Origin of the sequence: Arthrobacter sp. 9AX, assembly GCF_902506095.1 — a bacterium.
GTDB lineage: Bacteria > Actinomycetota > Actinomycetes > Actinomycetales > Micrococcaceae > Arthrobacter.
Window position 1 is genome coordinate 943,384 of the sequence record NZ_LR733293.1, and the last position, 26,256, is coordinate 969,639.

A 26,256-nucleotide genomic window follows, 5' to 3' on the forward strand; every position below is an offset into this window, starting at 1 on the left:
GGGATACTGAATCAATGGTCGATAACCAGTACGCCACAGCAACTTCTGAACCTGCCCAGGATTTTGACGGGCCCGTACCGGGCGCTGCGCCGTCCAGCGGTGCCGGTTCCGCCACCTCGAGCGAAGCACTTGCCGTTCTCCGCGAGCTTGTGGGACACCCCGGGGCTGCGTTCCATGAGGGGCAGTTTGAGGCCATCGAGGCGCTGGTCGACGCCGGCCGGCGGGCTTTGGTGGTCCAGCGCACCGGATGGGGCAAATCGGCTGTCTATTTTGTGGCGTCCCTGCTGCTGCGCCGCCGCGGTGCCGGGCCCACACTCATCGTCTCACCGCTGCTGGCACTGATGCGGGACCAGGTGGCTGCCGCTGCCCGGGCAGGGGTGCGTGCTGTGGCGATCAACTCAGCCAACCAGCTGGAGTGGGACACTGTGCGGGAGCAGCTCGCGGCGGACCAGGTGGACGTCCTCCTGGTTTCCCCCGAACGGCTCACCAACCCGTCCTTCCGGGAAACCCAGCTGCCCGAGCTGATCCGCCGGACGGGCCTGCTGGTGATCGACGAGGCACACTGCATCTCGGACTGGGGCCACGACTTCCGCCCTGATTACCGGCGCATTGCGGACCTGATCACGCAGTTGCCGGATACGGTTCCGGTGCTGGCCACCACGGCCACGGCCAACTCCCGCGTGGTGCATGACATCGAGGAGCAGCTCGGGGATGAAGTCCTCACCATCCGCGGTTCACTGGGGCGTGATTCCCTGCGGATGGGCGTCCTGTCCTTGCCGGACTCCAAGCAGCGCCTGGGCTGGCTCCTGACACACCTGTCCGATCTCCCCGGCAGCGGCATTATCTATACCCTGACCGTGTCTGCCGCGGAGGATACGGCACGGCTCCTGGCCGAAGCCGGCCACCACGTGCTGGCCTATACCGGCCGTACGGACCCGGCGGACCGGGAACGGGCCGAGCAACTGCTGAAGGACAACGAGGTCAAGGCCCTGGTGGCTACCTCGGCCCTGGGGATGGGCTTCGACAAACCGGACCTGGGTTTTGTGGTCCACCTTGGCGCACCGTCGTCACCGGTGGCTTACTACCAGCAGGTGGGCCGCGCGGGTCGAGGCGCCGCCAATGCCGACGTGCTTTTGCTCCCGGGTTCAGAAGACCGGGATATCTGGCAGTACTTTGCCACCGCCTCCATGCCCTCCGAAGAAAAGGCCGCAGCCGTCCTGGCTGCCTTGGGCGAGGCCGGATCGGCCGTCTCCACCGTGGCCCTCGAGGCGCGGGTGGACCTCCGCCGCACCCCCTTGGAGCTGCTCCTCAAAGTCCTGTCCGTGGACGGCGCCGTGGAGCGGGTGGGCGGCGGCTGGCGTGCCACCGGACAGCCTTGGTTCTACGACGCCGAGCGGTATCAGCGGATCGCCGAGGCACGCGTGGACGAGCAGGACTCCATGGTGATCTACCAGGACACCGCCGGATGCCGGATGGAATACATCACCTCCGTCCTTGACGACGAAACCGCCGCGCCCTGCGGCCGGTGTGACAACTGCGCCGGCCGGTGGTTCCCGGCTGAGATTGCCGAGGCTGCCACGGCGGCGGCCAGCCAGACGCTCAGCAGGGCGGGCGGCGTCCTGGAAGCCAGGTTGCAGTGGCCCAGCGGCATGGACCGGCTGGGCGTTCCGGTCAAGGGGAAGCTCAAGCCGGGGGAGGGCCTGGCGGAGGGACGTGTCCTGGCAAGGCTGACCGACCTCGGCTGGGGCGGCGCCCTTCGCGAACTCTTTGCTGCGGGAGCGGAAGACCGGCCGGTGGAGCCGGGCATGCTGCAGGCATGCGTGCAGGTCCTGCGGGAGTGGGGTGCCGGTGATTCGCGCACCCCGGGGTGGAGCGGTGCCGGCAGGCCGGCTGCCATCGTCAGCATTCCCTCCCGGAGCAAGCCGCAGCTGGTGGATTCCCTGGCCCTGGGAATCTCGGAGATCGGACGGATCCCCTACCTGGGCGGGCTGGACCTGGCCCACGGCGGTCCCACCGGAGGCCGCGGCGGCAACAGTGCCTACCGGCTGGCAGGGGTCTGGGACCGCTTGGTGGTGGGGCCGGAGCTTGGGGCTGCGCTGGGCGGCCTCAACGGCCAGGCCGTGATGCTGATTGATGACCTCGCAGACAGCCGGTGGACCCTCACAGTGGCCGGCCGCGCCCTCCGGCAGGGCGGCGCCGGAGCAGTCCTTCCACTGGTGCTGGCCCAAGCCGGCTGACGCAAGGGCAGCGGTCCACCGGGCAGGGTGACCCCGCAGGCTGGTAAAGCCGGCTCAGACCCGCTGGGCCTTGCGCTGGCTGACTTCCGCTCCGGCGTGGCGCGGGAGGAAGAGGCTGTCGGCCGTGCTGGCGAGCATCAGTACCGTCATGGCCAGGAACGCTCCGCGGAAAGGTCCGGCAGCGTCGTCCGGGAAAGTGCCCAGGCCGGCGAAGACCCGGATCAGCAGGGCGCCCACGGCGATGCCGGCGCCGGTGGCGAGCTGCACGAGGGTGGCCGACACAGTGTTGGCTGATGTCAGCTGTGCCGGTGCGATGTCGGCGTACTGTACCGAGGCGTAGGCCGAGAAGCCGATGGAGCGGAAGGCCCCGCTGCAGACCAGCAGGGCGAATGTGAGCGCCTGCGGCGTGTCCGGCGTCAGCAGGGCGCAGAGGGCAAAGGTTGCGGCGGAAGCGATCGACGCGAACACCAGCATTGCCCGGAAGCCGAAGCGCCGGATGAGAGGTGTTGTGGCCGGCTTGATACCGATGTTGCCGATGAAGACTGCCGCCACCATCGCCCCGGCTTGCAACGGGGACCAGCCGAATCCGGCCTGGAACATCAGCGGCAGGAGGAAGGGAACCGAGCTGATGGTCAACCGGTAGGCGAACCCGCCGGTGGCCATCGCCCGGAACGTTCGGGTGTTGAACACACCGAGGTCGAAGAGCGGGTTGCGGGTCCGGCGCATCCACAGGACCGCGCAGAGGAGGGAGACAGCACCAAAACCGGCGCTCAGGGCCGCCCATGGGGCTTCCGGGTGGGCGCTCACCAGTTCAAGGCCCACCACGAGGGCGCCCACGCCCAGGGTCGTAAGGAACAACCCCAGCCAGTCCAGCCGCCGCCCCGGATCGCCCGCCACGGCCGGGACCATGCGCAGGGCGGCAAGGAACGCCGCGGCCCCCAGCGGAAGGTTGATCAGGAAGATCCAGTGCCAGGACAGGTAGGTGGTCAATGCCCCGCCCACCAGCGGGGCAAGGACCGGGGCCAGCAGTCCGGGCCACACCAGGAACGCCGTGGCGCGGAGCAGGTCGGCTTTGGGGGTTCCCCGAAGAACGAGCAGGGTGCCCACCGGAACCATCATGGCGCCGCCGAACCCCTGCGCAATCCGGCTGAGGGTCAGCGCAGTGAGGTCCTGGCTCAGCGAGCACGCCAGGGAAGAAAGGGTAAAGATGGCAATGGCCAGGCAGAAGACCCGCCGCGCCCCCATCCGTTCGGCCAGCCACCCGCTGAACGGAATGCCCATGGCAACAGTCAGCAGGTAGGCCGTCATGGTGATGTTCACGTCCGCGGGCGGGACATGGAAGTCGGCAGCAATGTTGGGGATGGCCGTGGTGAGGACCGTGCCGTCGAGGAACTCCATAAAGAAGGTGGCCGCCACCAGCAGCGCCAGGCGCGGGCTCCAGGCCTGTGTTGTGCCGGGCGCCCCATCCACCGTGTTGCTTGCTGCCATCTGCCCATCCTCCCACCGCAAGGGGTCCCGGGACTTGAGGTGTCCGAACGCCGGACGGACGCAGGATCCAGGCGGGCTCCAGGCCCCGGGAACGCAAAAGGCCCCGGTCGAGGACCGGGGCCAAACGCGGAGACGGGGGGATTTGAACCCCCGGTGGAGTTGTGCCCCACACTTCATTAGCAGTGAAGCCCATTCGGCCGCTCTGGCACGTCTCCAATTGCTATTCCTAGCCCACCAAGGATACGCAGATCCGGGCATCCAGTGCAAAACGGCCCGCCAGGCCCATCACAGCGTCCCGGGACGCCAGGAGGCCGCCGGGGAGAATCACGCGCTGCCTGGAGAAATTGGCCCTTGCCAAGGCCGTACCATCCTGACTTCGCGCAGGTTTTCCCATTCCGGGATGACATCCGCGGCGCCGTCGGGGGCAAAACCGAAGTGCCCGTAAAAACCGATGGCCCGCGCATTGTCCGCCGCCACCCACAGGCTGGCTGCCGCACCGCCCAGCGCTGCATCCAGCAGGCGACGTCCCAGTCCCAGCCCCTGGTGCGACGCCAGCAGGTACAGCCCCCACAGTTCAAGGTCGCCGCACGACGGCGGCGCGAAGCTGTGCGCTGAAGCGCCCGGCTCCCTGCGGATACCGGCGAATCCCACTATCGTGCCGCCGTCGGAAGCCACCCATGCGCCAGCCGGCTCCGAAGCCTCCAGCAGGTGCCGCCACAGCGGAAGCCGGGACGCAGGCTCCTGCGACTCAAGGAATTCCTCAGACAGCATGCCCCGGTAGGTCTCCTGCCAGCAGCGGACGTGGACCTCCGCCAGCCGCTCCACATCGGCGGCCGCAGCCCGGCGCACCAGCAGTACCAAGGCTAGGAGGTCCCGCCTGCCAGGGCCTTCCACAGGAAATGCTGGCTGCGGGCCTGCAATGCCGCTGCCTGCCGATTGTCTGAAGCCCCGGCGTGGCCGCCCTCCAGAGCCTCGTGATACCAGACGTTGGGGATGCCCATCGCCAGCATCCGGGCAGCCATCTTCCGCGCCTGCACCGGGCCCACACGGTCATCCGAGGTGGCCGTCCAGATAAACGTCTCCGGGTAGTCCACGCCGTCCTTGAGCAGGTGGTACGGCGAGAACCTCCGGATGTACTCCCACAGCTCCGGCACGTCCGGGTCGCCGTATTCGGCGATCCACGAGTGCCCGGCAGAGAGCTTCGTGTAGCGGCGCATGTCCAGCAGGGGTACACCGCAGGAGACGGCGCCGAACAGTTCCGGGTACTGGGTCAACATGTTTCCTACCAGGAGGCCGCCGTTGGACCCGCCCACGCAGCCCAGCCGCTCCGGGGAAGTGACGCCGCGGGAAATCAGGTGCCGGGCCACCGCCGCGAAGTCCTGGTACGCCTTGTGCCGGTTTTCCTGCAGCGCCGCCCGGTGCCACGAGGGCCCGTACTCGCCGCCGCCGCGGATGTTCGCCACCACGTACACACCGCCGCGCGCATGCGGTGCGGAACCGTCGGCCCCGGCGGAGGACGTCCGGCGTTCCAGCCAGGCCCTGCCCACGGTGCCGCTGTACGCCGGTGTGCGGGAGACCTCGAAGCCGCCGTAGCCGGACAGCTGGGTGGGGTTCTGCCCGTCAAGGGCCAGGTCCCGCGGGGCCACCTGGAAGTACGGAACCCGGGTGCCGTCGTCGGACACCGCAAAGTGCTGCTGGACCTCGTAGGCATCGTCGGCAAAGAACGACGGCGATGTCTTTACCACCGCGTGCCGGCTCACCACGCCCGGGGTCCCGTCAGTTGCTCGCGCCAGGGTGCCCCGCATCAGGGTGCTGGGGGTGGTGAAGCCGGTGGCGACGAGCCAGAAGTCGTCGCCCGCACCGGCGCCGGCCTCGTCTTCGTCATCCACCGCGTAGGCGTTGACGTCGTGCAGCGGCGGGCAGGCATCCAGGAGCGAGGACTCCCAGGCCGCCTCCGGAGACTCGCCGGGCCGGGCCGGATCGAGCACCCGGATTTCCGATGAGACGTCCTTCAGGAGGTTCAGCAGCAGGAAGTTCCGGGTCCAGCTCCAGGACTGCAGGGAAGTGCCGGCGTCCGGGGTGAACAGTACGGAGACGTCACGCGAGCCCGCCAGGTAGTCCTCGAACGGCGCGGCGAGCAGCGAACCGGCAGGATGTGTGGCGCCGTCGAGCAGCCAGTCCTGCTGCGGCCGGAACAGCAGCCACTCGCGGTGTGCACTGACGTTGACGTCGGTGGGAACGTCGATCTCCACCCAAGCGCCGTCCCGCAGTACAGCATTGCTGCGGTTGTAGAAGTCGATGTAGTCAACGGCGAAGGTCCGCTCGAATCCGGGCGTGGAATCGTGCGCCACCACCGCCATCATGTGGTGTTCCGGCACCTCGAACAACCGCAGCGCGTCCGGCAGCGAGTCGCCGCGCTTGAGGGTTACGGCCGTGCGGGCGTAGGAGGAGGCCGTCCGCGGAAGTCCTTCAGCGGTGGAGGCGACCAGCAGCGTGTCCGCATCCAGCCACGACACGTTGCCCTTCGCCGTCGGCAGGTCAAAGCCGCCCTGCGCGGGGTCCACGAAGGTGCGCGTCTCCACGTCGAATTCCCGGTACCTGTTGGCGTCGCCGCCGTCCGGTGACAGCGCCAGCAGTGCGTGCCGGTACGGCTCTCCGGCGGCGGGGCGGAGGAAGGTGGCGCCGTGGAAGACCCACTCCTCGCCCTCAGCGGCGGACAGGGCGTCCACGTCAAGGAGGACATCCCATTCGGGGGAATCGCTGCAGTAGCTCTCCCACGTGGTGCGGCGCCAGAGGCCCTTGGGGTTCTGCTGGTCCTTCCAGAAGTTGTAGTACCAGTCACCCCGCTTGCCCACCATCGCGATCCGGTCCGTGGAGTCGAGCACCTCAAGGATGCTGCCCTCGAGCTCCACATAGTCGGCGTCCTCCAGCAGGTCCTCCGTGCGGGAATTCTGCTCCTTCACCCAGGCAAGCTGCTCTTCGCCGTAGATGTCCTCCAGCCAGACGTTCTCGTCAGTGGGCTCGGGCGCGATGCCCTGCGGGTCGGTACCGGTGGAGTGGCCGGAACCGGGGGCGGGCGCTGGATCAGCTGCAGTGGTGGTCATGCGCCCCATCCAAACAACATCCGCGGACGGCTGGCAAGTCAAGCGTGCAGCACATACTTCGTTTCCAGCCCGTACGCTGGATGCCGTGGAAATAACGCAGAGCATCCGGACCGCCATCATTGGGGCAGGTCCGCGGGGCACCAGTGTCCTGGAACGCCTGCTGGCCCGCAGCGCCGCACAGGCCGCGTCCGGCGCCGTGCGCCTCCACATCGATGTGATCGATCCCTACCCCGCAGGTCCCGGCCACGTGTGGCAGCCGCAGCAGTCACGGTTGTTCCTCATGAACACCCAGTCCTTCTACCCCACGCTGATTCCGGAGGACCCCGCCCTGGCGCCGCCCGTCGCCGGCACCACCTTTGACCAGTGGCGGACCCGGCAGCGACGCGACCCGTCACCAGCCCTGACCGAGGATGAGCTCGCGGAGCTTGCCGTCCTGGATTCCACCGATTTCCCCAGCCGCGCCCTGTACGGCCGCTACCTGCGCGACACCGTCGAGGAGCTGACGTCCAAGGCTCCAGACGGCGTCACTATCGACTTCCACGGAACGTCCGCGTTGTCGGTGGTTCCCGTGGGGGACGGAACGTTCGACGTCGGCCTGGCGACGGGAGCCACGCTCCGCACCGGTTCCGTGGTGCTGGCCCTGGGCCATATCCCGTCACGGCTGAACCCCGAACAGCGGGAGCTCCAGGCTTCGGCGCAGCAGCTGGGCCTGCAGTACCTTCCGCCGGCGGTCCCCGCGGATGTGGACTGGTCCCGGATTCCGGCCGGCGAACCCGTCCTGGTCCGTGGCATGGGCCTGAACTTCTTCGACACCATGGTCCAGCTGACCGAGGGCCGTGGCGGAAAATTCATCAGCAACGGCGGGGCGCTCCGCTACGAGCCCTCGGGCCAGGAACCGCACATCATTGCCGCGTCCCGCCGTGGAACGCCTTACCGCGCCAAGGCCGCGCTGAACGGTTACTACCCGGCGTCGGTCACCCTGCGCTACTTCACCGAGGCGGCGCTGGAACGCTTCCGCACCGCGGGAATCCGCCCGGCGTTTGACCACGACTTCTGGCCGCTCCTGCACCGCGACGCGCTCTGGGCCTACTACTCCACCCTGGTGCGCTCGCAGCCGAACGCCGTGCCGGACCCGAAAGCATTCCTTACCGCCCTGGACGAGGCCCTCCATCCGCACGCGCACAGCGCCGGCAACTGGGAAGACAACGTCGAAAGCGTGCTCGCCGTCCACGTCGGCCCACGGCACCGGCTCGACCTGGCGGGGCTCGCCGGGCCGCTGGCCGGACGATCCTTCGCTGCACGCACCGAACTGGACGCCGCCGTCGTGGAGTACCTGCTGGATGACGCCCGCCGGTCCGCCCTCGGCGAGGACGATCCCGTGAAGATGGCCATCGGTGCCCTCCACCACGGGCGCGCCGTCCTGAAGACAGCAGTGGCCGACGGCGGCATCACCGATGAGTCCTGGGTTGCGGGACTGCGTGGCTGGTTCGAGTCGTTTGTGGAGGGGCTCGCGAGCGGTCCGCCTGCCCTGCGCGCCGAGCAGCTTGCGGCGCTGGCCAAGGCGGGAGTGGTCAGCTTTGTGGGGCCTGATCCCAAGTTCGCCGTGGACCGCCGGAACCGCGTCTTCACTGCGGCCTCGCCCTGGGTGCACGATGTGCCGGTGACGGCAAGGGCCATGGTGGAGGCGCTGGCGCCGGGCAACCGGATCTCCGCCGCCGATTCGCCGGTGCTGGAGCAGTTGCTGCGGGACGGGTTGGTGCGGCCGCGGCTGATGATGACTGTTGAGGGAGCCCCCGTGCAGTCCACCGGCCTGGATGTTGAGCCGCACCCCTACCGGCCCGTGGCAGCCAACGGGTCGGTCACCGAGGGCCTCTACGTGCTCGGGCTGCAGCTCTCCTCCATGCAGTGGGGCACCGCCATCGCCGCCGAAGCCGTCCAGCCCGGCGGCCCCAATTACCGCAGCGGCCAGCGGACCCTGCGCGATGCCGACGAAATTGCCGCCGCCATCCTGAGCGCCTGACTTCACTGGAGTTTTGCAGGCTGCAGGGATAAGTGCCCCTGCAGCCTGCATACCTGGACAAAAACTCCCGGCTGGTGAGGGCCTCAATAAGTAACACTGCGGACCTCCGCGCAGAAATATCCTGACCTTCCCGGCGGGGACCAAGCGTCTCCGGTTACATGACTTGCGCGTCCGGCGTCGCGGACCCGCGGATCCGGTTCCCCGCGTGCTCCGGGCGTTACACGCAGAAGTCGCGGCAGGTCATTGCGTGGCCGCGCGTGACACTTCGTGGCGTCGTTTCCTTACGCTGAGTTGCCCCGGGTTTCGGCCCGCGGCCTCGAATGACACCGGGCGTCCCGGAACAACGCCAGGGAACCTCCCATGACCCCGTACGTCGCGCAATTTCCCCCGATTTCCTGCGGTGAACCGGCCCCTTCTGCCCCGGATTCTTTCCTGTTCTAGTTGTCCCAACGGCCAGCCCGGCCGGGATCCACTGACCGCACCCGCCTGAACCCTCCGCACTGAGACTGCGCCCTCCACACTGAGCCAAACCCGCACTGAAAGGCAAGGAACCACCATGACCGCCATCACCGCCACCAAACTCGAATTCACCAAGCTGGGCTCCCGCATCGGTGCCGAAATCCGGGGCCTGGACCTCAGCGCCCACCTCAGCGATGACACCATCGCCAGGATCCGGGAAGCCCTGAACACGCATAAGGTGCTGGTGTTCCGCGAGGCCAACATTGGCACGGACGAGGACCAGGTCCGCTTCGCCGGCCGCTTTGGACCGCTCACCAAGGCCCACCCCACGGTCGCGTCCGTGGACGGCAAGCCCTCTGTCCTGCCGGTGGACAGCGAAAACGGCAGCGCCAACAACTGGCACACCGACGTCACGTTTGTGGTGAACCCGCCGCAGGCCTCGACTCTGCGGAGCATCACCTTGCCGGCGTACGGCGGGGAGACCCTGATCGCGTCAGCGGCCGGGGCCTACCAGGACCTGCCGGACGAGCTGCGGAACTTCGCCGACACCCTCTGGGCCATCCACACCAACGATTACGACTACTCGCGGCCCAAGAACCTGGAACACGCCAACGCGGAGGAACGGCGCAAGGAGTTCACCCGGATCCACTTCGAGACAGCCCACCCGGTGGTGCGCGTGCACCCGCTGACGGGGGAGCGCGGGCTTTTCATCGGCGGCTTTGCGCAGCGGCTGCGGATCGTGGGGCTGTCCAACACGGAGTCCAAGGACATCCTGCGGATCCTGCAGGCCTACATCACCCGCCCGGAAAACGTGGTGCGCGTGAACTGGGAGCCGGACCAGCTGGTGCTGTTCGACAACCGCATCACCCAGCACTACGCCCCGGACAACTACGACGGCCAGCCCCGCAAGCTGAACCGCGTGACTGTCGCCGGTGACATTCCGGTGGGAGTGGACGGCCGCAGCAGCACGGCCATCAAGGGCGACTCGTCCGCCTACTCGGAAACGGTGGTCCTCCCCTAAGCCCCGAAAGAAAGGTTCCCCTCCTGGCTTTGACCGCCAGGAGGGGCACCTTCTGCTAAGGGCTGGCCGCGCAGGCACACCTGGTACTGCAGCCAGGCGATGCCGTAGCGGATCCAACCCAGGACGTCATACCACTTGGTGGCCGGTACGGCCTATCCTGCCCGGGCCGAGATGATCTTGAACGTGGCCCCGGTGGGATCGGCGAGCTGCGCCACCCGGCCGAAGTCGCTGTCCGCCGGCTCCTCCAGGAGCGTAGCGCCCATGGCCTTGGCCCGCTCGATGGCGGCGTCGGTATCCTCCACGGAGAAGTACACCTGCCAGTGCGAGGGAATGCCGCCGGTCAGATAGCCCGAGGCGTCCAGGATTCCGGCCTGGGCGTTCATGCCCGAGCCCATGGTGGTGTACCGGAATTCGGGGGTGTCACTCATAACCTCGGTTTCCCAGCCGAACACGTCCTGGTAGAACTTCACGGCGGCGTCGTAGTCCTTGGCGTGCAGTTCGTGCCAGGCAGCGGCCCCCGGCTCACCGACCAGTTCGTAGCCGAGCATCTCGCGGGGTTGCCACACGCCGATGGCTGCCCCCGTGGCGTCACCGAAGATGGCCATGTGTCCCTGTTCGGGGACATCCATGGGCGGCATAAAGACCTGGCCGCCATGCGCGGCCACCGCTTTGGCGGCGGACGCGGCGTCGTCGGTTCGAAGGTAGGTGGACCACACGTCCGGCATGCCCGCCTGGCTCTCGTCCTTCTGCATGATTCCTGCCACGGACTTGCCGTTCTTCCAGGCGGTCACATAGCCGCCGTATTTTTCCTCGTCCCCGGTCTGGTACTCCCAGCCGAACAGCTCGCCATAGAAACGCCGGGCAGTGTCAACGTCGGTGGTCATCAGGTCAATCCAGCAGGGTGCGCCGGGCGTGGGTACGGGGCTGGGCATGGCAGTCTCCTTGTGGTGTGTCCGGTGGCAGGCGGTGGTGTGCGCCGATGCAACACCCCGACCCTATTTCCAGGGTCAGGCACTTTCAAGAGGTCCGGGCCGGGAGGTTAAAACGAAGGACCCCTGCCGGCCAGCGTGCTGGCGGACAGGGGTCCCAATCGCGGAAGGTAAGAGATTCGAACTCTTGGTACGGGGTTACCGCACACTAGTTTTCAAGACTAGCTCCTTCGGCCGCTCGGACAACCTTCCTCGACTAGTAGTGTTTCATAGGCACTTGCCTGCAACAAAACAGAGGCGAAGAAGGTGTCCGGTGCACACTGGTTGCAGTGAGTATTCAGTCAGAAACGGGAGTGTTCCATGAAAGCCGTCTACATTTCGGAGCCGGGCGGCCCGGAGGTGCTGGAGGTCCGCGAGACGGACGCCCCGGTGGCCGGACCGGGCGAGGTGCTGATCGACGTCGTCGCCGCCGGCCTGAACCGTGCGGACGTGCAGCAGCGCAGGGGGTTCTATCCGCCGCCGCCGGGCGCTTCGGAGATCCCCGGCCTCGAGGTATCCGGCAGGATAGCCGGTTTCGGCCCCGGCGTCAGGAAGCCTTTTTCCCTCGGCGACAAGGTAGTGGCGCTGCTTGCCGGCGGCGGCTACGCCCAGCAGGTGGCGGTGCCGGCCGAGCAGGTCCTCCGCGTTCCGGAGGGCGTGGACCTGGTCACCGCAGCGTCCTTGCCGGAGGTGGCCGCCACGGTCTACTCCAACCTGGTGATGACTGCCCAGCTGCAGGCGGGCGAAACCGTCCTGATCCACGGCGCCACCGGCGGGATCGGCACCATGGCCATCCAGCTGGCCAAGGCGTTGGGTGCCAGGGTGGCAACCACCGCGGGCACGGATGAAAAGGTGGGAACCGCGAAGGCCTTCCTGGGCGCGGACATCGCCATTAACTATGCCGAGGAGGATTTTCCGGCGAGCCTGCGCGAACAGAACGGCGGGCGCGGTGCGGATGTGATCCTCGACGTCGTTGGTGCCAAATACCTTCCGCAGAACGTGGACGCCCTTGCCGACTACGGGCGGCTGGTGGTGATCGGACTGCAGGGCGGCACCAAGGGTGAACTGGACCTCGGCCAGCTGCTGAAGAAGCGCGCCGCCGTGGTGGCCACGGCTCTGCGGCCCAGGCCGGTTGAGGAAAAAGGCGCCATCATGAACGCGGTCCGCGACGCCGTCTGGCCCCTGATCACGGACGGTCGGATCCGGCCGCTCGTGGCCAAAACCTTCCCGCTGGACGAGGTCCAGGCCGCCCACGCCTACTTCGACACCGGCGACCACGTGGGGAAAGTCCTCCTGCTGCTCTAGCGTGCCCATCTGATCCCAAGCCGGTAGATACTGAGTATTGCCTTCCGGGGCTTGCTCCATTAGGCTCGTCGCCATACGCGGTATGCATGGGCCATTGGGGGACCATGCAAACCAACGCCCGAGCGCAAGGAGCACCATGTCCATCCGCCACAGCCTCCTCGCCCTGCTGCAGGACCAGCCGCGGTACGGCTACCAGCTGCGGGTCGAATTCGAGAACCGCACCGGGGCCACCTGGCCACTGAACATCGGGCAGGTGTACACCACGCTGGACAGGCTGGAGCGCGACGGCCTGGTCACCAAGGAAGGCGACGACGGTGACGGCCACGTGGTCTACAGCATCACCGGCGCCGGCAAAGCCGAGGTCAAGAACTGGTTCGCGGCCCCGGTGGAGCGGAACAATCCGCCCCGGAACGAGCTCGCCATCAAGCTGGCGCTCGCCGTGACCTTGCCGGGCGTGGACGTCCAGGCCATCATCCAGGCCCAGCGCGCGGCGTCCATGCGGGCCCTGCAGGACTACACCAAGGCACGCCGGGACACCACAGCCAGCCAGCGCTCCGCGGATACCGCGTGGCTGCTGGTCCTGGATTCGCTGATCTTCCAGACTGAAGCGGAAGTCCGCTGGCTGGACCTCTGTGAGGCCAGGATGGTCCAGCAGGCGCAGTCGGCCGGGCCGGGCCAGGCACGCAAAACGTCCAACGGGGTCACGGAAGACGCCGCCCCGCTGAACGCGGACAGCCGCCGGTGAGCGTGCAGGGGCCGCAGCAGGTCCTGGAACTGGCGAAGGTCAGCAGGACGTTCGGGGAAGGCGCGACGGCGGTCGCCGCCCTCCGCGACGTGGACCTCACTATTGACGCGGGTGAGTTTGTTGCGGTGATGGGGCCGTCCGGGTCCGGTAAGTCGTCCCTCCTGGCGCTGGCCGGGGGACTGGACCGGCCGACGTCGGGCGGTGTCTTTGTGGAATCCACGCCCCTGGCGGGATTGGGGCTCAATGACCTTGCACGCCTCCGGCGCCGTGCCGTGGGCTATGTCTTCCAGGACTTCAACCTGGTGCCCACCCTCACGGCCGCCGAAAATGTGGCGTTGCCGCTGGAACTGGACGGCACAGCCTGGAAAAGGGCGCGCCGGCGGGCACTGGACGCGCTGCGGCAGGTGGGTATCCCGGAACTGGCGGACCGCTTTATGGACCAGATGTCCGGCGGCCAGCAGCAGCGGGTGGCCATCGCCCGGGCTGTGGTGGGGCAGCGGCGGCTGATCCTCGCCGACGAGCCCACGGGAGCCCTTGACTCCACCACCGGGCAGGGCGTGATGGAAGTGCTGCGCGCCCGCGCCGATGCCGGAGCCGCCGTGATGCTGGTGACCCACGAGGCCCGGCACGCGGCCTGGGCGGACCGGGTGGTATTCCTGCGCGACGGGCGCATTGTGGACCAGGCGGCTGCCATGCACGACCCCGCCATGCTCCTGGCCCAGGCAGGACTCTGATGCGGCTGGATCTTGCTCCGGTGTCGAAAGGTCGCCGGAGCAGCTTCCGCGTGGCACTCCGCGTGGCCCGCCGGGACATCAGGAAGCACAAGGGACGCTCGCTGCTCATCATCGCGCTGATAATGCTCCCGGTTGCCGGCATGACCGGGGCCGCAACCCTGTTCCAAAGCATTGAAAGAACGCCGGACGAGATTGTCGGGTACGAGCTGGGGGAAACGCAGGCCAGGTTCAGCACCCTCCCGGCCCCCAACGCGGATTCCGTCCAGGACCCGCTGAACGACGAGATGGTGGCGTCCAGCACCGGCGTCTACGATCCGGATTTTGAGGCCGCCGATCCCCGGGACCTGGTCCCGCCGGGCTACGAGGTTCTGCCGCTGAGGCAGTTCAACCTGACAACGTCGGTGGGGGCGGCGTTGGTGTCCCTGCAGGGCACAGTCGTGGACGCGCTGCATCCTGCCTTCGCCGGAAAATTCACCCTTCTTGACGGCAGGGCTCCGCAGTCGGCTGGCGAAGCCCTGGTCTCACCGGGGCTTCTTGAGCGGTTCGGCCTGGGCCTGGGCAGGACAACCACCACGTCGGTCGGCACCTTCATGCCGGTGGGAACAATCCGGGATGCGGATGCCTCCGACCGGACCTCCGTCATATTCCTGCAGCAGGGCCAGGTGCCCGAGACAGCCCTGAACCAGGGACCGCAGTCCCCGCACTCCACGTCCTACTACCTCGTTGGTTCCGAACCGGTGACCTGGCCGCAGGTCCGGGCTGCGAACCGGCAGGGCGTTGGCGTGCTTTCACGCAGCGTGGTGCTCAACCCGCCGTCCTTGGCGGAGCGCACCGCCGACGGCGTCCCTCCGCCACAGCCATCGTCGGGATCCGTGGCGATGTACGCCACCTTCGGCCTGGTCGCTGCCCTCGCACTCCTGGAAGTAGGGCTTCTGGCGGGAGCTGCTTTCGCCGTCGGGGCCAAGGGGCAGGTCCGGGAACTCGCGCTGCTGGCGGCGTCGGGAGCCGATTCGCCGACGGTCCGCTCGGTGGTGACGTCGGCCGGACTCTGGCTGGGCGGCGTTGCCGTCCTGTCCGGCGCCGCACTGGGACTCTGGTCCGCTGCAGCAGCGGTTCACTGGGCCCGCTCCATTGGCTCAGTACGTTTTTCCGGGGTGCATCCCGACATTCCGCTGACGCTGGTGGCCATGGTCCTGGGCCTGGTGTGCTGCCTGCTGGCTGCCCTGGCTCCGGCAAACCACGTTGCCAGGCAGGCTGCCCTGGGTGCGCTGAAGTCCGGCCGTGCGCCTGCCGGCAACGGGAAGCGGGCCACGGTGGCCGGTGCAGCGCTGCTGCCGGTGGCCGGCGCGCTGCTGGCTGCGGGCTGGATGCTGGGGGAGTCGGCCAGGGACCCGGACCGGAAAGCCGGGCAGTTGCCGTTGGTCACCTCCTTGCTGATCGCCGGTGCCGTCCTCGCCGTCGTCGCGCTGGTGCTCCTGGCCGGTTACCTCGTGACCCTCCTGACCGCGCGGACGGCCCGGCTGCCGCTGTCCTTGGGGATGGCGGCCCGGGATGCGGCCAGGAACCGGGGGCGGACCGTCCCGGCGGTGGCAGCGGTCCTCGCAGCCGCCACCCTGGCGAGCGCCGCGCTGGTCCTGTCGGCAAGTATGCAGGCCGGGATGAGGGAGAACCACTCGTGGACGGCCCTGGAAAACCAGGCCTTCCTGCCGTTGTCCCTGGAGCAGCCCCTCCTGCCGGACGGCAGCACACAGCCGGGGGCCGCCGTCGAGCCTTCCGAACTCGCTGCCGCCGTGGAAGGTGCCGCCGGCAAGGTGGCCTGGACCCGGGTCATCAGTGCCCCGGCGTACGTTCAAAATTGTGCTTTCGGGAACGGCACGGACGCGTCGGGGCCGCCGCGCACCGCCACCTCCAACTGCCTGCAGTATTCGCTGGCCCGGCCCGCGGGCAACGAATGTCCCGTGACACCGGAGCGGAGGGTGGTGGACCGCGAGGACTGGCGCTGCCGGGGGTCCCTGGCCCAGTCCACGGGTTCCCAGCGTTCCATCCTGGTGGGCGGCGCGGAGGAGATCAGTGCCGTGCTGGGGCGGGAGGCGGGTCCGGAGGCCCTGGAAATACTGGAAGCCGGCGGAATGGTGGTGACCAACCCTGTTTTTGTCCGGGACGGGACCGCGGTGCTCCAGGGCCAGGATGTGCGCACCCAGGCCCAGGGTCCGGCTGACCCCGCGCAGATGCATGAGACGGTGACCAGCAGTACGCTTCCCGCCGTGGTGGTTGAACCGGCCGAACCCCTTCCCTACTACGGGGTCCTCTCGCCGGAGACCGCCCGGCGTCTGGACCTCCGGCCGGAGCCGGCCGAGCTCCTGGTCCAGCTCCGCAGCTTCCCCTCGGCCGCTGAGATGGATGCCGTGTCCGGAGCAGTCGCCGCCGTGTATCAGTGGCCCGCCGTCGGGTTTTGGGCCGAACCGGGCATCACCCGGGGCGATGCCTGGATGACCTGGTCCATCGTGGCCGTGAGCGCCTTGGTCACCTTCAGCGCTGCGGGCATCACCACGGGCCTTTCCCTTGCTGATTCCCGGGCGGACCACGTAACGCTCGCCGGCATTGGCGCCTCGCCATGGCTGCGGAAAAATCTCGCCGGCTCACAGGCGCTGCTGACCGGCGGGCTGGGGACCCTGCTCGGAAGCCTGGCCGGAACGCTGCCTGCGGTGCTCGTCGCAGGTTCCGCCGACCTGCGCACCGCCGTGGAGGTTCCCTGGCTGCACCTGCTGGCACTCCTGGTGGCCGTGCCGCTGGCGGGCGCCGTCCTGGCGTGGCTGTTCACGCGGGCCCGGCTGCCCGTGTCGGGCCGCACCCTGGGCACCTGAGCGGGACGCAGGGGCAGCGAAACGGCGTCACTCGGCGCCCCCTGCCCGCCGTTCGCCGCACTGCTTTGCGGCGGGCGGCAAATCCCATCCCGTTCCGCCACCGGCGTTGGTAAGGTGCCTTGGTAAGGGGACCCGCACACCCAACTCAAGGAGGAGTCATGGCCGGAACGCCGGATGATCGACGCAGCACAGCCCGGGGGGATGGTGCGGTCGCCACGGACGCCTCACTCCCGCCGTCGGCCGTGGACCCAAAAGTCCGGGACGCTGAAGAGAAGAAATGGACGCCCGGAAAGATCGCCCTCTGGGTAGCGATCGCCCTGCTGGGCGGCGTGGCCTGGTTTATGCTCGCCATCATCCGCGGCGAAACCGTGAACGCCATCTGGTTCGTGTTTGCCTCCGTGTGTACGTACCTGATCGGCTACCGCTTCTATTCCAAGGTCATCGAGCGCTACATCACCAAGCCCGATGACCGCCGCGCCACCCCCGCCGAATACAAGGCGGACGGCAAGGACTACGTCCGCACGGACCGGAACGTCCTGTTCGGCCACCACTTCGCCGCCATCGCCGGCGCCGGCCCGCTGGTGGGCCCGGTACTCGCCGCGCAGATGGGCTACCTGCCCGGCACCATCTGGATCATCATCGGCGTCGTCCTGGCGGGCGCCGTGCAGGACTACCTGGTGATGTTCTTCTCGATGCGCCGCGGCGGACGCTCGCTGGGACAGATGGCGCGCGAGGAACTCGGCGTCATCGGCGGTACGGCGGCCCTCATCGCCACCCTGCTCATCATGGTCATCATTGTGGCGATCCTGGCCCTGGTGGTGGTCAACGCCCTGGCCGAAAGCCCTTGGGGCGTCTTCTCCGTGGGCATGACCATCCCCATCGCCCTGTTTATGGGCGTCTACCTTCGGTTCCTGCGGCCCGGCAAGGTCATGGAAGTCTCCCTGATCGGCTTCGTCCTGCTGATGGCGGCCATCATCGGCGGCGGAATCGTGGCCGAAACCCCGTGGGGCACGGACATCTTCACCCTGGACAGGGTGACCATCGCCTGGGGACTCATCGTCTATGGGTTCATCGCGGCGATCCTGCCGGTCTGGCTGCTCCTGGCACCGCGTGACTACCTCTCCACGTTTATGAAGATCGGCGTGATCGTGATGCTCGCGCTGGCCATCATTGTGGTCCGCCCGGAAATCTCCGTACCGGCCTTCAGCGAATTCGCCAGCAGGGAGAACGGACCGGTCTTCCCCGGTGCACTGTTCCCCTTCCTGTTCGTCACCATCGCCTGCGGCGCACTGTCCGGCTTCCACGCCCTGATTTCCTCGGGCACAACACCCAAACTGGTGGAAAAGGAACGGCAGACCCGCTACATCGGCTACGGCGGAATGCTGATGGAATCGTTCGTGGCCATCATGGCGCTCGTGGCAGCCATCTCGATCGACCGCGGCCTCTACTTCGCCATGAACGCCCCGGCCGCGCTGACCGGCGGAACTGTGGAAAGCGCCGCCACCTGGGTCAACAGCCTGGGCCTGGCCGGCGTCAACATCAGCCCGGACGTGCTGGCGGAGACTGCACGCAACGTGGGTGAGGAGAGCATTGTCTCCCGCACCGGCGGTGCCCCCACCCTGGCCGTGGGCCTGGCCCACATCATGCAGCAGTTCATCGGCGGCACGGCGATGATGGCGTTCTGGTACCACTTCGCCATCATGTTCGAGGCCCTGTTCATCCTCACCGCAGTGGACGCCGGAACCCGCGTGGCCCGGTTCATGCTGCAGGACTCCATTGGCAACTTCGTTCCCAAATTCAAGGAAGCGTCCTGGCGGCCGGGTGCCTGGCTCTGCACAGCGGTCATGGTGGGCGCCTGGGGCGCGGTCCTGTTGATGGGTGTCACTGATCCGCTGGGCGGCATCAATACGCTGTTCCCGTTGTTCGGCATCGCCAACCAGTTGCTGGCAGCGATCGCCCTGTCCGTCTGCCTGGCGATCGTGGCAAAGCGCGGAACCTTCAAGTACCTGTGGATCGTGGCCCTGCCGCTGGCCTTCGCTGCGGTGGTCACCATCACCGCCAGCTACCAGAAGATCTTCTCGCCCACTCCGGCTGTGGGCTACTTCGCCAACAATGCCGCCTTCAGCAAGGCACTGGCTGACGGGAAGACCGAGTTCGGCACGGCAAAGTCCGTGGCCGCCATGGAAGCCGTGGTCCGCAACACCGCCATCCAAGGCTGGCTGTCCGTGATCTTTGTGGTGCTCAGCATTATCGTGATCGCGACGGCGCTGCTCGCCACGGTCAACGCGTTCCGTAACCGGGCGGACGGGACAGCCGTGAAGGACACAGAGGACCCCGCCAGGCCTTCGCGGGTCTTCGCCCCCGCGGGGCTGATTCCCACCCCGGCCGAGAAGGAACTTATGGCCGAGTGGGACAAGCTCCCGCCCGGCGCGAGGTTCGAGCGGGCAGGACACCACTGATGAGCACCGGACTCGCTGCCGTCACCAAGGGCTTCCGGGGGTTTGCACGCTACCTGGGCGGTGTCCTTGGTGCCGATGCCTATGCCAAGTACCTGGAACACCACCAGGCCGCGGGGCACGGCACGCCGCCCCTGGGGGAGCGCGAATTCTGGCGGGACCGGACGGACCGCCAGGACTCCAACCCGCAGGGCCGGTGCTGCTGATTGAGCCCGTAGCGGACAGCGCGTCAGCGGAGTTCATGGAGTGGCCGTCGGGCGGATCGCTCGTGAGAGTATGAACGCATGAGCGATCCGCACGACACTCAAGCAGCTGAGGACCTTCCGGTAGAGGGCACCACCATCGATGACGGCCAGCCGGCACCTGAGCCGGCCGACCCGGAAGACGGCGGCAAACCCAAGGGAAGCAACTTGCAGGACCTGGTGGATGAACCGGCCAAGGTGATGCGGATCGGAACCATGATCAGGCAACTCCTGGAGGAGGTGAAGTCCGCCCCGCTGGACGATGCGGCCCGGGGGAGGCTGGCCGAGATCCACGAGCGCTCCATCAAGGAGCTGGAGGACGGGCTGGCGCCGGAACTGGTGGATGAACTCGCGAGGATCAGCCTGCCGTTCCCGGACGACGCCACTCCCTCCGACGCCGAGCTGCGGATAGCCCAGGCCCAGCTGGTGGGCTGGCTGGAGGGGTTGTTCCACGGCATCCAGACCGCCATCGCCGCGCAGCACGCCGCCCGTGAGCATGCCGCGGCGCAGCTGCAGCTCCGGCAACTTCCGCCGGGCACCGTGATCGCCCCCGGCGTTGTGATCGGGGAAAACGGCGAGCCGCAGCGCGCCCCCGCCGGCCCCCGGCCTGCTGCTCCCGCGCACCCCGGCCAGCCCGCTGACCCGGACCACGGTCCCGGACAGTACCTCTAGGTTTCCTTGGGATTCTTCAGCGCCGCCAGGCAGGGGCGCAAGGACGATGCGGAATTGGGGAAGGGATTGTGGCGCCGCGCCCACGACCGCTTCCACCGGGGGCTGGACCGCTTCCACCAGGTCCTCGAAGGGGTGGAGGACGACCAGCTTTACGGCGAACTCGTGGAGATCGCCAACGAACTCGCCGCCCTGCTGGAACGCGTCAGGGCCGTCTGCATGGAAGCCCAGCGCCGTTCGCCCAGCGACGGCCTGGACATCCCGGTAGGCCTGGCCGGCGTCCACCGCGCGCTGTCCAAGGCCGGCAATTCCCTGGCGACTACCGCCGAAGCCGCGGCCATGCTCCGGCTCGCCGTCGGTCCGGTCCCAGTGGGCGCGGCCTCCGTGCGCCGGCGCGCCGAAGCGGTGTACCAGCAGGTTGACGACGCCGAGCGGCACCTTGCGGAGCAGGGCTCAGGCTCCGGGCGGGAAGATATTCCCGGTTAAGCGTGGAGCTTACTCGGTGCCTTCCGGCCCGCTGCAGCCGACGGGTTTGGCAGGATAAAGGAATGACTTCTTCACCCACACTCACGTTCAACGACGGAAACCAGATTCCCCAGCTCGGCTACGGCGTATGGCAGGTTGAGGACGGAGTGGCGGAAAAGGTTGTCCGCCAGGCCTTCGAAGCGGGCTACCGCCACATCGACACCGCGAAGATCTACGGCAACGAGGCTGGTGTTGGCCGGGCCATCGCCGGCTCCGGACTGTCACCGGAACAGCTTTTTATCACCACCAAGCTGTGGAACGCGGACCAGGGCTACGAATCCACCCTCGCCGCGTTCGAGGAGTCCATGGACCGGCTGGGCCTTGAGACGCTGGACCTGTACCTGATCCACTGGATGCAGCCCAAGCAGGACAAGTACGTGGACACCTGGAAGGCCCTGATCGAGCTGCAGAAGCGCGGCCGCGTGAAGTCCATCGGTGTTTCCAACTTTACTGCTGAGGGCGTACAGCGGCTCATCGACGAAACGGGTGTGGTCCCGGCCATCCACCAGATCGAACTGCACCCGTACTTCAGCCAGCGTGAACTGCGCGAGTTCGGTGCGTCCAAGGGGATCCTGACCCAGGCATGGTCGCCGCTGGGCCAGGGCGGCGAGCTGCTCGAAGATGCGGCGGTGGCTTCCATCGCTGCCAAGCACGGCGCGACGCCTGCCCAGGTTGTTATCGCCTGGCACCTTGCCCTCGGCAACGTGGTGATCCCCAAGTCCGTGACCGAGTCCCGGATCCGCGAGAACTTCGCAGCGCTGGAGGTCTCCCTGGACGCCGACGACGTCGAGGCCATCAACGCCCTGGACCGCACGGCCAAGGGCGAAGGCCGGATCGGACCGGACCCCGCGGTCTCGGACTTCGCCTAGTCCAAGCGTTCAACCCGCGCTGTCCCGGCTTGTGCCGGGGCAGCGCGGGTTTTTGCTTTAAGCGGCCTGCAGTGACCGGCAGGTCAGGCTGCGATGCGGACCTGCGGGACGGCCACGGCGTCCACCACTGCCCAGCTGTCCTCGCCATGGCAGTGCCGGCCGGCGAACCGTTCGGCCTCCGCCATGGTGTCAAAGACTTCGGTCAGGGCGCGGCCGCAGTGGGCGTCGAAGTAGGTGACGTGAAATTCCTGTACAAGCTGATTTTCCATAAATCCAGTCTGCAACCGGGGTCTGACATTCCTTGGAATCAGGCGCGCGTGTTGCCCAACCGGAGGACCCGTTCCTGCGCCAGCATTGCTGTCCGTTCAGCTTTGTCCGCGGCCCGGACCGCCTGCTTTGCTTCGGCGGCAGTGGACGCGAGGGCCCTGCGGGACCGCTCCAGCCGCTCCTCGGCGGCTTTCAGGCGCGTCCGGAGTTCGGCCGTCTCCTGGAGAAGTTCAGCGATCTCCGTGCGGAGATCGTCCGCCTGGTCCTGGAGCCCGCTGGCCAGCCGGGCGGTCTCTGCCTGGGCTGCCTCCGCTTCGGCCAGCGACGCCTTCGCCTTCTCCAGGGCGGGCGGCGAGGAGGGCCGCGGCGTCTGCCGGACAGCCTGTAGCCGAGGCTTGTCCGGGGCCGGGCGGGGGGTACGTGCCGTCGTCGTATCTTTCTTCTGCGGCCTGGCCGGTGCCGCAGTGGAAGCAGGGGGAGTTGTCCGGGGCGTTGCCGGGAGGGCGGCCGGGACCGCCACCAGACCGCCAAGGTCCACGGCATTCACGCCATCTGCGGAGAATGTCTTGAGCAGGCGGCCGCTCTGGACCGCGGCCGCCGCCCCCTCGTCGGCAGTCAGTGCCCGCAGGGTCTCTTCCACATCGGTTGCCATGGCGTCGCTGATGGACCGGCCCTGCTGCCGGGCCACTGAGCGGGCGGTGTCGACGGCGGCGGCCAGCAGGGTGCGGCGCTCACGTCCCAGCCCGCGCAGGGCGGAGGCGTCCAGGGACGACTGGGCTTCGCGCATCCTGGTGCCGAGGTCAGTCAGCCCGGCGAGGGCGTCGGGCTGGTGCAGGGCCAGCATGTTTACAGCCCAGGCGGCAACCGACGGCTTGGGCAGCCCGCGGACGGCGGTGCCCAGTTCCTTGTCCGATGCTGCGGCTTCCTTTGCCGCCGCGGCGCGGGCAGCTATGAAGTCGTCCAGCGGCTTGGCGTAGAGCTCGTTTGCGATCTCTGCCAGGGCCTCGTCATCCATGCACGCCATCATAAGGCCCGAGCGAGTGCAGGGTCCGTCGAGCCTGCCGCCGCTACGTAGTTTGCTGCCGCCGCACCATTTCCGCAATCCAGTCCGGTGCAAAGGGAGAGGTGCAGCCCGGGGGCGTGGGGTAGTCCTTGAGCACCTCGAGGCGCTCGCCGATGCTGATGGCCCTGTCCCGGTATTCGGTATGCCAGATGCCGATGGTGGCAAGGCAGGCGTTCATCGCCCACTGCAGCCTGTCCGGGGCGTCCTTCATGCCGGCTTCGACGGTGTCCAGCAACCCTGCGAGGTCCAGGCCCTCGGGCTGTTTCGACACCCGTTCGGTGGTAAGCGCCCAACCCGCGCTGGCCACCACCGGGTCCTGGTCCAGGAACCAAGCCTGGCGAAGCTCCTCTGAATGCGGGTTTTTCTTCACCACGTAGTTCACCAGCCAGTCCTGCACCTTGGGCGTGCGGGCCTCCCTCAGCATGGTGTCCAGGTCGTCGCGCGCGAACGCTTTGGGGCGGCAGATCAGGAGCGCCAGCAGCCGTGCCGCCGAGTCACCGGTGGCCCAGAGCTCAACGGCAAGTTCCTGCTGCGTCTTGAGCCGCTTTGCCACGGCGCGGAGCTTCCCGAGGTTCACACCGTGGTCGTCACCGTGCTTTTCGTTCACCTCGCGGGCCCGAGGTTCTTCAAGGCCGGCCAGTTCGGCCATCACCTCAGAGAGGCTCGTCCCGGCCAGCGCCGTTGTCGTCAATGCCGTCCCAGCCATCCCTGGCTCCTCTCCATGGCCTGCGAGATCAGCCTACGGCGGAAGCCAGCGTCCCGCACGTTCCGGTCATGCTGTGGCATCCGGCAAATTTGCCCTCTTACAGCCGGCGCACCAGCCAGCTTGCCAACCACCTGACGTCGGGGCCGCCGTCGTTCTCCCACTCCACCAGCACGTGCGTCACGGTGTAGGCGATGGCATGGCCCACGGTGGAACCCACCTTGACGGCCGCGGGCCGCAGCATCAGGACAGGTCTGCCCGGCGCCTGCCGAAGTGCGTCCTCCCGGAGGCCCACGTGGTCCAGCCGGACTGGCAGCAACTGCTCGGGCGGGGGATCCAGCACCGTGCGCCGATCGGTTGGATCTGGTGATAGCGGCATCGGACATCCTGAAGGGATCGAGGACTGTGCTCCAGTATCGTCTTCATCGGCTGGAGCCGGGTTCACCGGGCAAACCCGGACGTGCCGCCAGCCTGGAAAGCGCCGCCGTATCAACAAGGTTAGGACGGGTACCCCCGCCGATCATGCGTAGCAAGTACTCGACTCTGGCGGAGGTCAACTACTTGCCCGTGAACCCGTTGCTCCGGCGGAGCACGCTCCGCCGGAGCAACGGGTTCTGAGGCTTAGTGCCCGTGTCCATGGCCACGATGTCAGGGCTGTGAATTTTGCCGTAAATGTCAGCGGTGCATTGGGTTGGCGCCTGCAAGCGCGCTTAACCAGCGAAAAACCCCGGAAACCCCTAAAAATCGGGGCTGTCCGGGGTTTATCCCGAGCTTCCTATCAGAATCGAACTGATGACCTTTTCATTACGAGTGAAACGCTCTACCGACTGAGCTAAGGAAGCACCGCATGGTTGGCCGGTTTGAACCGGGCCCCTCATGCAAGAGTCAACTGTAATAGAGTCCCCGCGCCCGGGTCAAAATGGCCGGAGCCGGACAGCTGAGGCCTTCAGCACACCGTGTTGTCCACGGGTGCCTGACCGCTGACCAGGTACCGGTCAACGGGGTCCCCGATGCAGCTGTTGGATCGGCCATAGGCGGTGTGGCCTTCACCTTTCCAGGTCAGCAGGGAGGCGTTGCCCAGCTGCTTGCGGAGCGAGGCCGCCCACTCCACCGGAGTGGCGGGGTCGCCCGTTGTGCCGATGACCACGATGGGGGCATCACCCGTGTATTCCACGGGCGCCGGGGTGCGGAGGCTCTTGTACGGCCAGTCGGCGCAGTTGGTGCCGCCGTAGGCGAAGAAGTACCCGAAGGTGGGGGAGTCCTGCATCAGCTGCTGCTGTTCGGCCCGCATGGCGGCGGGATCGGAATCCATCGGGTAGTCCAGGCAGTTGATGGCGTTGAACGCGAAGGTCGAGTTGGAGGTGTAGGTGCCGTTTGAGGCGCGGTCGGCACCCAGATCCGCGAGCCGGAGCATCAGGCTGACGTCCCCGGCCATGGCGGCATCGAGGGCCTGGGTGAGCGCGGGCCAGCTCTGGTCGTTGTAGAGCGGTGTGATCAGTCCGCTGACAAACATCGTGGCGTTGACCACGCGTCCGTCCTTGGCGGTGCGGGGCGTCTGCTGGACGGCGCTGATGAGGTCACGGATCTGCTGCACCCCGGAATCGGCGTTTCCGCTCAGCGGGCAACCGTCCTGCTTCTGGCAGCTCTCAACATAAGCGCGGATGGACTTTTCGAAGGCGAGCGCCTGGCCCCGGGTCAGCTCCTCATTGCTGATGGACGGATCCAGGGCTCCGTCGAGCACCATACGGCCAACATTGTCCGGGAACAGCGACGCGTAGGTGGAACCCAGGAACGTGCCGTAGGAGTACCCGAGGTAGTTCAGTTTCGCGTCGTTGACCACTGCGCGCAGGATGTCGAGGTCCTTCGCAGAGCTCACAGTATCGATGTGGGCCAGCACGGGCCCGGTCTGTTCAGCGCATTTGGCGGCGATGGCCTTGTTGTCCGCCAGCACGGTCTGCAGGCCGGCGTCAGTGTCCAGGTCGTAAATCTTGGCGCGGGCCGCGTCACGTTCGGCGTCCGTCATGCAGGACACCGGGGCGGAGCGCTTCACACCCCGGGGATCGAAGCCCACCAGGTCGTAGGCGTCGCGCACCGCCTGGGAGAAGTGTGAGGTTGAGGCGTCCTTGACGAAGTCATACCCGGATGCGCCCGGACCGCCGGGGTTGACCAGGAGGCTGCCTGTTTTGTTGCCCGTACTGGGGGTCCGCAATGCCGCGAGTTCGATGGTTTCGCCGCCGGGGTTGGCATAGTCCAGGGGCACCTTGACCTTGGCGCACTGGAACCCGTTTTCGCACGGCTCCCACACCACTTCCTGCGAATAGAACTCCTCAAGTCCGCTGGGAGCGGACGCCACAATCGAGGGATCGGCCTTCGCCGTGGCCGTCTCCTGGTTGCGGTCGCCGCCGTTCAGCAGGCTGCAGCTGGCCAGGACCATGGCAAGGGCCATGGCCCCGGCAGCACGTACGGCAACCACCCAGGATGCGGGGCGTGCGGGCAGGGGGCGGGCAGTCATCGGGT

At 67.6% G+C, this 26,256-nt stretch carries 21 protein-coding genes and 3 tRNA genes; 12 read left to right on the plus strand and 12 right to left on the minus strand.

Going from position 1 to position 26,256, the window contains the following annotated elements:
- Nucleotides 1–14: 14 nt before the first annotated feature.
- A complete protein-coding gene (locus tag BACI348_RS04430; protein ID WP_159824130.1) occupies nt 15–2,237 on the plus strand; it encodes a RecQ family ATP-dependent DNA helicase in 2,223 nt (740 codons plus the stop codon).
- Nucleotides 2,238–2,291: 54 nt separating this feature from the next.
- Here the strand turns inward: BACI348_RS04430 and BACI348_RS04435 are convergent, their stop codons facing one another.
- The 4 genes from BACI348_RS04435 to BACI348_RS04450 all read right to left on the minus strand — a co-directional run bounded on the left by BACI348_RS04435 (nt 2,292) and on the right by BACI348_RS04450 (nt 6,829).
- Complete coding sequence (locus tag BACI348_RS04435) at nt 2,292–3,725, minus strand: MFS transporter (RefSeq protein ID WP_159824131.1); 1,434 nt, start codon at nt 3,723–3,725, stop codon at nt 2,292–2,294.
- Between the two features lie 127 nt (nt 3,726–3,852).
- A tRNA-Ser gene (locus BACI348_RS04440) sits at nt 3,853–3,940 on the minus strand.
- 109 nt (nt 3,941–4,049) lie between these two features.
- A complete protein-coding gene (locus tag BACI348_RS04445) occupies nt 4,050–4,586 on the minus strand; it encodes a GNAT family N-acetyltransferase (protein ID WP_159824132.1) in 537 nt (178 codons plus the stop codon).
- A gap of 2 nt (nt 4,587–4,588) precedes the next feature.
- Entirely contained in the window at nt 4,589–6,829 is a 2,241-nt protein-coding gene (locus BACI348_RS04450) for a prolyl oligopeptidase family serine peptidase (protein ID WP_159824133.1), read from the minus strand.
- 85 nt (nt 6,830–6,914) lie between these two features.
- Between BACI348_RS04450 and BACI348_RS04455 the strand changes: the two genes are divergently transcribed.
- Both BACI348_RS04455 and BACI348_RS04460 read left to right on the plus strand, forming a co-directional pair.
- Complete coding sequence (locus BACI348_RS04455) at nt 6,915–8,849, plus strand: FAD/NAD(P)-binding protein (RefSeq protein WP_159824134.1); 1,935 nt, start codon at nt 6,915–6,917, stop codon at nt 8,847–8,849.
- A gap of 556 nt (nt 8,850–9,405) precedes the next feature.
- Nucleotides 9,406–10,329, plus strand: coding sequence for a TauD/TfdA dioxygenase family protein (locus BACI348_RS04460; protein ID WP_159824135.1), 924 nt, complete (start codon nt 9,406–9,408; stop codon nt 10,327–10,329).
- Between the two features lie 152 nt (nt 10,330–10,481).
- On the opposite strand, the gene BACI348_RS04465 is transcribed toward BACI348_RS04460, so the two are convergent.
- The gene (locus BACI348_RS04465; RefSeq protein ID WP_159824136.1) at nt 10,482–11,261 is read right to left on the minus strand and encodes a VOC family protein; all 780 of its coding nucleotides are present in this window, start codon (nt 11,259–11,261) and stop codon (nt 10,482–10,484) included.
- A gap of 161 nt (nt 11,262–11,422) precedes the next feature.
- Nucleotides 11,423–11,510: transfer RNA gene (locus BACI348_RS04470), tRNA-Ser, on the minus strand.
- Nucleotides 11,511–11,618: 108 nt separating this feature from the next.
- Between BACI348_RS04470 and BACI348_RS04475 the strand changes: the two genes are divergently transcribed.
- The 9 genes from BACI348_RS04475 to BACI348_RS04515 all read left to right on the plus strand — a co-directional run bounded on the left by BACI348_RS04475 (nt 11,619) and on the right by BACI348_RS04515 (nt 21,706).
- Nucleotides 11,619–12,602: an NAD(P)H-quinone oxidoreductase gene (locus tag BACI348_RS04475; RefSeq protein ID WP_159824137.1), complete on the plus strand. Its 984-nt coding sequence runs from the start codon at nt 11,619–11,621 to the stop codon at nt 12,600–12,602.
- Nucleotides 12,603–12,738: 136 nt separating this feature from the next.
- A complete protein-coding gene (locus tag BACI348_RS04480; protein ID WP_159824138.1) occupies nt 12,739–13,347 on the plus strand; it encodes a PadR family transcriptional regulator in 609 nt (202 codons plus the stop codon).
- Nucleotides 13,344–14,081, plus strand: a complete 738-nt coding sequence (locus tag BACI348_RS04485; protein WP_159824139.1) for an ABC transporter ATP-binding protein — start codon at nt 13,344–13,346, stop codon at nt 14,079–14,081. Before BACI348_RS04480 ends, BACI348_RS04485 begins: the two co-directional genes overlap by 4 nt.
- 50 nt (nt 14,082–14,131) lie before the next feature.
- Complete coding sequence (locus BACI348_RS04490; protein ID WP_236557425.1) at nt 14,132–16,945, plus strand: FtsX-like permease family protein; 2,814 nt, start codon at nt 14,132–14,134, stop codon at nt 16,943–16,945.
- Between the two features lie 158 nt (nt 16,946–17,103).
- A complete protein-coding gene (locus BACI348_RS04495; protein ID WP_159824141.1) occupies nt 17,104–19,404 on the plus strand; it encodes a carbon starvation CstA family protein in 2,301 nt (766 codons plus the stop codon).
- Entirely contained in the window at nt 19,404–19,607 is a 204-nt protein-coding gene (locus BACI348_RS04500) for a YbdD/YjiX family protein (RefSeq protein ID WP_159824142.1), read from the plus strand. The genes BACI348_RS04495 and BACI348_RS04500 overlap by 1 nt, the downstream gene beginning before the upstream one ends.
- 78 nt (nt 19,608–19,685) lie before the next feature.
- Nucleotides 19,686–20,315 carry a bacterial proteasome activator family protein gene (locus tag BACI348_RS04505; RefSeq protein ID WP_159824143.1) on the plus strand — a complete coding sequence of 210 codons (630 nt, stop codon included), beginning with the start codon at nt 19,686–19,688 and terminating at the stop codon, nt 20,313–20,315.
- 6 nt (nt 20,316–20,321) lie between these two features.
- On the plus strand, nt 20,322–20,798 hold the full coding sequence (locus tag BACI348_RS04510) for a hypothetical protein (RefSeq protein ID WP_159824144.1): 477 nt from the start codon (nt 20,322–20,324) through the stop codon (nt 20,796–20,798).
- A gap of 62 nt (nt 20,799–20,860) precedes the next feature.
- On the plus strand, nt 20,861–21,706 hold the full coding sequence (locus tag BACI348_RS04515) for an aldo/keto reductase (RefSeq protein WP_159824145.1): 846 nt from the start codon (nt 20,861–20,863) through the stop codon (nt 21,704–21,706).
- A gap of 83 nt (nt 21,707–21,789) precedes the next feature.
- Here BACI348_RS04515 and BACI348_RS04520 read toward each other — a convergent pair whose 3' ends face one another.
- From BACI348_RS04520 to BACI348_RS04545, 6 genes are all read right to left on the minus strand, one after another.
- Entirely contained in the window at nt 21,790–21,975 is a 186-nt protein-coding gene (locus tag BACI348_RS04520) for a hypothetical protein (RefSeq protein WP_159824146.1), read from the minus strand.
- 38 nt (nt 21,976–22,013) lie between these two features.
- Nucleotides 22,014–22,988: a hypothetical protein gene (locus tag BACI348_RS04525; protein WP_159824147.1), complete on the minus strand. Its 975-nt coding sequence runs from the start codon at nt 22,986–22,988 to the stop codon at nt 22,014–22,016.
- A gap of 52 nt (nt 22,989–23,040) precedes the next feature.
- Complete coding sequence (locus tag BACI348_RS04530) at nt 23,041–23,742, minus strand: DNA alkylation repair protein (RefSeq protein ID WP_201298372.1); 702 nt, start codon at nt 23,740–23,742, stop codon at nt 23,041–23,043.
- 97 nt (nt 23,743–23,839) lie between these two features.
- Nucleotides 23,840–24,118, minus strand: coding sequence for a hypothetical protein (locus BACI348_RS04535; protein WP_159824148.1), 279 nt, complete (start codon nt 24,116–24,118; stop codon nt 23,840–23,842).
- 390 nt (nt 24,119–24,508) lie between these two features.
- Nucleotides 24,509–24,581, minus strand: a tRNA-Thr gene (locus BACI348_RS04540).
- A 104-nt stretch (nt 24,582–24,685) separates the two neighbouring features.
- Nucleotides 24,686–26,251: an alpha/beta hydrolase gene (locus BACI348_RS04545; RefSeq protein ID WP_159824149.1), complete on the minus strand. Its 1,566-nt coding sequence runs from the start codon at nt 26,249–26,251 to the stop codon at nt 24,686–24,688.
- Nucleotides 26,252–26,256: the final 5 nt, after the last annotated feature.